The 6,260-nt window shown below is 60.6% G+C and carries 10 protein-coding genes and 1 tRNA gene; 7 read left to right on the forward strand and 4 right to left on the reverse strand.

The window, feature by feature from the left end:
• Positions 1-283, reverse strand: a 283-nt coding sequence (locus tag BMW49_RS08510; protein WP_139205697.1) for a transposase, incomplete at its 3' end; no start/stop codon positions are given.
• Between the two features lie 191 nt (positions 284-474).
• Between BMW49_RS08510 and BMW49_RS08515 the strand changes: the two genes are divergently transcribed.
• Together BMW49_RS08515 and BMW49_RS08520 are read left to right on the forward strand one after the other, a co-directional pair.
• Positions 475-717: a type II toxin-antitoxin system Phd/YefM family antitoxin gene (locus BMW49_RS08515; protein ID WP_069518120.1), complete on the forward strand. Its 243-nt coding sequence runs from the start codon at positions 475-477 to the stop codon at positions 715-717.
• Positions 714-977, forward strand: coding sequence for a Txe/YoeB family addiction module toxin (locus BMW49_RS08520; protein WP_069518122.1), 264 nt, complete (start codon positions 714-716; stop codon positions 975-977). The genes BMW49_RS08515 and BMW49_RS08520 overlap by 4 nt, the downstream gene beginning before the upstream one ends.
• Positions 978-1,060: 83 nt before the next feature.
• Here BMW49_RS08520 and BMW49_RS08525 read toward each other — a convergent pair.
• A tRNA-Ser gene (locus BMW49_RS08525) sits at positions 1,061-1,150 on the reverse strand.
• Positions 1,151-1,242: 92 nt separating this feature from the next.
• A complete protein-coding gene (locus BMW49_RS08530; RefSeq protein ID WP_069518124.1) occupies positions 1,243-1,464 on the reverse strand; it encodes a hypothetical protein in 222 nt (73 codons plus the stop codon).
• 177 nt (positions 1,465-1,641) lie between these two features.
• On the opposite strand from BMW49_RS08530, the gene BMW49_RS08535 reads away from it, so the two are divergent.
• The 3 genes from BMW49_RS08535 to BMW49_RS08545 all read left to right on the forward strand — a co-directional run bounded on the left by BMW49_RS08535 (position 1,642) and on the right by BMW49_RS08545 (position 4,229).
• Positions 1,642-2,331 carry a crotonase/enoyl-CoA hydratase family protein gene (locus BMW49_RS08535; RefSeq protein ID WP_069518127.1) on the forward strand — a complete coding sequence of 230 codons (690 nt, stop codon included), beginning with the start codon at positions 1,642-1,644 and terminating at the stop codon, positions 2,329-2,331.
• Between the two features lie 141 nt (positions 2,332-2,472).
• Complete coding sequence (locus BMW49_RS08540; RefSeq protein WP_069518129.1) at positions 2,473-3,222, forward strand: 1-acylglycerol-3-phosphate O-acyltransferase; 750 nt, start codon at positions 2,473-2,475, stop codon at positions 3,220-3,222.
• A 32-nt stretch (positions 3,223-3,254) separates the two neighbouring features.
• Positions 3,255-4,229 (forward strand): magnesium and cobalt transport protein CorA, encoded by a 975-nt coding sequence (locus BMW49_RS08545; protein WP_069518131.1) that lies wholly within the window; start codon positions 3,255-3,257, stop codon positions 4,227-4,229.
• Positions 4,230-4,261: 32 nt separating this feature from the next.
• On the opposite strand, the gene BMW49_RS08550 is transcribed toward BMW49_RS08545, so the two are convergent.
• The gene (locus tag BMW49_RS08550) at positions 4,262-4,990 is read right to left on the reverse strand and encodes an amidotransferase (protein WP_069518133.1); all 729 of its coding nucleotides are present in this window, start codon (positions 4,988-4,990) and stop codon (positions 4,262-4,264) included.
• 343 nt (positions 4,991-5,333) lie between these two features.
• Here BMW49_RS08550 and ptrC point away from each other — a divergent pair, with 343 nt between their 5' ends.
• Together ptrC and BMW49_RS08555 are read left to right on the forward strand one after the other, a co-directional pair.
• Positions 5,334-5,489 carry a type III secretion system co-regulatory protein PtrC gene (gene ptrC, locus BMW49_RS24790; RefSeq protein ID WP_167362792.1) on the forward strand — a complete coding sequence of 52 codons (156 nt, stop codon included), beginning with the start codon at positions 5,334-5,336 and terminating at the stop codon, positions 5,487-5,489.
• A gap of 243 nt (positions 5,490-5,732) precedes the next feature.
• Positions 5,733-5,999, forward strand: a complete 267-nt coding sequence (locus BMW49_RS08555; protein WP_069518135.1) for a PepSY domain-containing protein — start codon at positions 5,733-5,735, stop codon at positions 5,997-5,999.
• The last annotated feature ends 261 nt before the right edge of the window (positions 6,000-6,260 follow it).

A 6,260-nucleotide genomic window follows, 5' to 3' on the forward strand; every position in this document is an offset into this window, starting at 1 on the left:
CGAAGTACGCCGTCGCTTTTCCCAGGATATCTCGCTCCATCTTGACCCGTGCCAGCTCGGCACGCAGACGGCTTATTTCCATCTGCTCGGCACTCACAGGCTTGCTGTCGACCCCCGTGAGCTTGCCTTGCCGATGGGCTTTGACCCAGTTGAATAGGGTCTGATCGGACATGCCCAGAGAACGGGCTGCCGCAGCCAGAGTCAGGCCGGTTTCGACCAGGCGCACGGCCTCCTGCTTGAACTCTAGGGTGTACTTAACGCGGTCTGTTTTAGGCTTAGTCATTACGTATCCTTGCGGCTAATAGGACGCCTGGCAAGGGATACGTTTTTCAGGGGCAAGGTCATTTTCAATGTGCTCTCGTCGTCCGGTCACCCGCAGAAAACTTTGACGCTTAACCCGCTTGCCGATAAATGACGCGAACAAACGTACGTTTTGCCGTACGCTAAGCCTGGCGACAGAGGAGGCCGAGCCCCATGCGAACCCTAACCGCTAGCGAAGCACGCACAAACCTGTACCGGCTGATGGATCAATCCGCCGAATCGCATCAACCCATCCTGATTTCAGGCAAGCGCACCAACTCCGTTCTGGTGTCGGCCGAAGACTGGGAAGCGATTCAAGAGACGCTGTATCTGCTGTCAGTTCCTGGCATGCGCGAATCGATCAAAGAAGGCATGGCCGAGCAGGTCGAGGAATGCGCCAAGGAACTGGATTGGTGAATTGGCAGCTCGTCTACACAAAGCAAGCTCAGAAAGATGCGCAGAAATTGACAGTGGCTGGCTTAAAGGAAAAAGCTAAAGCCCTGTTGGCGATCATCCAGGACAACCCGTTCCAGAACCCTCCTCCCTATGAAACGCTGGTCGGGAATCTCGCCGGAGCCTACTCACGCCGCATCAACATTCAGCATCGGCTGGTCTATATGGTGTTGCCGGATGAGCAGGTGGTGAAGGTTCTACGACTCTGGTCGCATTACGACTGACGCCGCTTCTCGACACTTGCGAACACCAGAAAGCAAAAAGCCCCGAGCTCTTTTCAGAGCTCGGGGCTTTGGTATTGCGAAAGTGGCGGTGAAGGTGGGATTCGAACCCACGATACGATTTCTCGTATACACACTTTCCAGGCGTGCTCCTTCAACCGCTCGGACACTTCACCGGATCTCGATGGACACTGCTGTCTGTCGAGGCGCGCTAATCTAGCCGAAGCGTCCCCCAAAGGCAAAAGTTTTTTTCAAAAGATTCATGTGTTTAGGCCAGGGTCTCGTCTTCCTCGGCGGTGTTGCCGCCTGGCTGGGCGAAGCGTTGCTGGCCAAACAGCAGAAAGCCCAGGGAAACGAAGGCGCTGAAGGCGAACAGGCCCAGGACTTCCGCTGGGCTGTGGCTGCGATTGGCCAGCCATAGCAGGCCAATCAGGCAGGTCGCCGCTATTAGTGCGCGTGCATTGAGCAGATGAAGGGATGGGCGATACATGGCGCAGCTCCAGTCAAATCTGCCGCTACGCTAATGGCCAGCCAGGCGCCCGGCCAATTGGCCTGAGTAATCGGGTCGATAGCCGTGTTTCGGCTGACTCACCAGTCAGTCACCGCGCTTTACCTGGGCGAAGCGGGTGGGTAACGTCAGCGGCACTTCAGCCCAAGGAATACCGCCATGAGCGACCTGATCCACTACCAACTCGACGACGGCATCGCCACCCTGACCCTGAACAACGGCAAGGTGAATGCCATCTCCCCCGATGTCATCGTCGCCTTCAATGCCGCGCTGGACCGTGCCGAGCAGGACCGGGCGGTGGTGATCATCACCGGTCAGCCGGGCATCTTGTCGGGCGGTTATGACCTCAAGGTGATGACTTCCAGCCCGCAGAACGCGGTGAATCTGGTGGCGGCCGGCTCGACCCTGGCGCGGCGCATGCTCGCCCATCCGTTTCCGATCATCGTGGCCTGCTCCGGCCACGCCGTGGCCAAGGGTGCCTTTATTCTGCTCTCGTCCGACTACCGCATCGGGGTCGAAGGCACGTTCAGCATTGGCCTGAACGAGGTACAGATCGGCATGACCATGCACCATGTCGGCATCGAGCTGGCGCGGGATCGCTTGCGCAAGTCGGCATTCCACCGCTCGGTGATCAATGGCGAGATGTTCGACCCACAGTCAGCTGTGGATGCAGGCTTCCTCGATAAGGTGGTGCCGGCCGAGCAGTTGATGGCCACAGCGCTGGCCGCAGCCGCACAGCTCAAGAAGATCAATATGACCGCCCACCGCAACACCAAGCTCAAGGTACGTAAGGCGCTGCTGGAAACCCTCGACGCGGCCATCGAGGCCGATCGCCAACTGCCGTTGTAATACACGACGCCATACCGTGCCCGGTGTAAAAGCGGAACGGGTACGGGAATTGGTGGAGTTACAGCTGTTAACAGGCCGGCAATTGCCGGCAAGAGTGCACATCCGTACACTGCGCGCCTTTCTCACGAGGGGCGAATTGCGATGCTGTTTACTCTGCGCATGCTGGCGATGGGCGTGCACTTTATCCTCGCGGGGATTGCCGGTTTGCTGCTCGGCCTGTGTCGTCCGTTCAACCCCGATAACAGCCGCCTCTGTGCGCGGCTGTATTCGCTGCCGGCCTTGCCCATTCTCGGCATTAGTTTGAAAACCGATGTCGCGCCCTTGCTGGCCCGTGAACAGGCGTGCGTGATCGTCGCCAATCACCAATCCAACTACGACCTTTATGTGCTGGGCCGTGTGGTGCCGCGGCGCACGGTGAGCATTGGCAAGAAGAGCCTGAAGTGGTTGCCGTTTTTCGGCCAGTTGTACTGGCTGGCCGGTAACGTGCTGCTGGACCGCGGCAATGCCGTGCGCGCCAAGCAAGCCATGCTGACCACTACCGAGACCTTGCAGCACCGCGATACCTCGATCTGGGTCTTCCCCGAGGGCACGCGCAATGGCGGCGGCGCCTTGCTACCGTTCAAGAAAGGCGCCTTCCAGATGGCCATCGCCGCTGGCGTGCCGATCATCCCCGTGTGCGTGAGCAGCTATGCCGGGCGCCTGCGGCTCAACCGCAGGCATGCCGGCGAGGTGCTGATCCGCTCGTTGCCAGCGTTGCCCACCACGGGGTTGAGCCTGGACGACTTGCCCGCCCTTATGGCCCAGTGTCGCCAGCAGATGCAGCACTGCATCGACCAGATGGACCAGCAGTTGCAGCACGCGCGGGCAGACGCGCGTGGCGAGGGTCGCTAAGCTGGCATATCTGCCGATAGAGGACACTTTGTATGGGTCACGTTGTTGCTGCAGCCGCGTACTGCGCAGGCCGTAAAGTCACCGATATCACCCTGGACGAGGGCCATATATGGGCCTCGCGCGAAGGGCACTTTGTCTGGATCGGCCTGCATGACCCCGGCGCCGAAGAGCTGGTCCACTTGCAAGCACAGTTCACCCTGCATGAACTGGCGCTGGAAGACGCCCTGCAGCGCCATACCCGACCCAAGCTGGAAACCTTCGGCGATGCGCTGTTTCTGGTGCTCTACTCGCCCATACGCAGCGAGAGTGGCCAACTGACGTTCGTCGAAACCCAACTGTTCGCCGGCAGCGGTTATGTGATCAGCGCGCGCTATGGCGAGTCCGCGCCCTACTCCCAGGTGCGCCAGCGTTGCGAGGCGCGCCCGCTGCTGCTCGAACACGGCGAGGATTTCGTGCTCTATGCGCTGCTCGCCTTTGTCATCGAGAACTACCGACCGCTGATGGACAGCTATCACAGCGAGCTGGAAGAGGTGGAGCAGAACGTCCTGCGCCGCCCGCTCAGCCAGGCCGATGTCGAGCGCATCCAGGGGCTGCGCCGTGACCTGTTACGCCTGCGCCGCTATATCGCTCCCCTCACGGAGATCTGCCAGGAACTGCAACACCTGGACTTTCCGTTTATCGACCGCAACATGCGTCCGTACTTTCGCGACGTGGCAATCCACGTCAATCGCCTGCTCGAAGACCTCACGGCGCAGCGCGAGATGGCCGACCACGCCATCGAGATCGGCCTGTTGCTGGAAGCCTCACGGCAAAGCAATACGCAGCGCAAGTTCGCGGCCTGGGCGGCGATTCTGGCGTTCCCCACGGCTGTCGCGGGGATTTACGGGATGAACTTCCAAAACATGCCGGAGCTGAGCTGGCACTACGGTTATTTCGGGGTGCTCGGGGTGATTGGCGCGGGCTGTATCGGCCTGTATACCAGCTTCCGTCATTACGGCTGGCTGTAGCGGGCCTGGCAGCTGAGCTGCCAGGCCACGGCTCAGGCCTCGGCGTTACGCCGGCCCTGGGCGACGAAGCGCATCATCCACTCCGCCACGGTTGATCCCTGGTGGTCATGCTGCAAGCTCTCGACCGCCCGCTGATAGACCGGCTCGCCGATATGCTGCTGACGAATGTCGAGCAAGGCACGGGAGTAGTCATGGATAAACTCCGGGTGCCCCTGGAAGCACAGCACCTGGTCTTCAATGCAGTAGGCGGCGATCGGGCAGAATGGGCTGGACGCCAGCAAGGTAGCGTTTTCCGGCAGGCGGGTTACCTGGTCCTGGTGGCTGATCAGCAAGGTCAGCTCATCCACTCGCGGGCTCATCCACTCGGCCTTGTGCGCCAACTCATAGCGATGGATACCCACACCCCAACCTTGCGTGGCGCGTTCGGCATTGCCGCCGAGCAGCAGCGCCAATAACTGATGGCCAAAGCAGATACCCAGCAGCTTGTCGCCCGCCTGGTAGCGCTCCAGCAGATAGGTCTTGAGCGTCTGGATCCAGGGATCGCTGCCAAAGGAGTCGGCCTTGCTGCCGGTGACCAGGTAGGCGTCATAGCGCGCGTCAGCCGCGGGATAATGACCCTCGACGACGTTATACAGGGTGAACTCGGCAGCCAGCGGCTGCTGGGCGAACAGCCGCTCGAACATACGGCCATAGCTCTGGTACTGGTCGATGAGTTCGGGGCGAAGGTTGTCTGTTTCCAGAATGCAGATTTGCAACGGCATGGAGGGTTTACCTGAACACGGCGGTGATGGGACAGCTACAAGCCTGCCTGGCGCTGCCGATCAAGGCAAGGGCCAGGCACGTACCATCAGCCACCTCGATAATCACCATGACGGGCATTCACTTCAGCCGTTTTGGGGTGCGGCGCATGATCGGCTCATCGGGTGACAGTAGCTGTCACCCTTCCTGTCGAGGATCTTCCCATGAGTGGTTTCGCTGCCCTGGCCAGCTTGCTGGCGGCCCATGCTTATACCCATACCCCAGTTGCCAAACCGACCGCAGCCACGCAGACAGGAGCCCGGCCATGAGCGCGCTGACGGCCCTGAGCGATCAGAACGTGTAGGCGTGACCTATGCGAGCCTGGGACCCTATGGCCTGCACTTTGAAAGCGAGCTGGCGATTCAACGCCCTGATGGCGGCCTGACGCGCCTGGCCATGCCAACCCCGATCAGCGAACGCCAAGCCATCAGCGAAGCGCTGTGCAGCGTCCTTACGGAGTAGCCAAAGATGCACCACTTGACCGCCCGCCACCTGCGCAACGGGGCTTTTGCCGGCATCGCCGTCTACCTGATGATCGCAACGCCTCTGCTGGCTCTCAGCATGGGCCCGGTGTAGCCCGCTGACGCATAAAGTTACAGCGCACCGCCCCTGACAGGAGGAACCTTACCGTTGGTCGGTCTCTCGAATTTGCCGAGTGCTCGATTTCTCGAGCCCAATAACCTCAACGGTTAAAGGAGTTTACCGATGCTGAAGAAGACATTGACTGCCCTGCTCGCCACCACTGCCCTTGCCACCGGCGCGGCCCTGGCCGACCGTCCGGGCGCTGACTGGACCGTAAGCATTGAGCAGGCGCTGAGCGCCGCCAAATCTGGGGGCTATACCCAGGTGCACAAGATCGAAGCCGATGACGATGGCTACTGGGACGGCGAAGGCGTCAAGCAGGATGGCAAGGTCTACGAGTTCCGCATTGACGGCAAGACCGGGGCAGTGACTCGCGAGCAACTCGACTAGGATCTCAACGCCTGAATAATGGCCCCGAACGGCCGGTGCCCATGCACCCTGTTCGGGGCCGTTTTCGTTTGCTATGCCCTACTCAGAGTTGCACGGTGTCGCGGCTTCTCGCAGGAGCCGCGCCTCGCGGCGAATAGCAGCCATTCAGCAGGCTATCAGATAGCCCACAAGCTTCGCGCCGGGGCGACGCTCCTACCGGATTAGCGTGTAGATGAGCTGCCGAACACGTGTAGGAGCCCCGCCTCGGGGCGAAACGATTGC

The sequence above is a fragment of the Pseudomonas cuatrocienegasensis genome (genome assembly GCF_900110925.1).
Classification (GTDB): Bacteria; Pseudomonadota; Gammaproteobacteria; order Pseudomonadales; family Pseudomonadaceae; genus Aquipseudomonas; species Aquipseudomonas cuatrocienegasensis.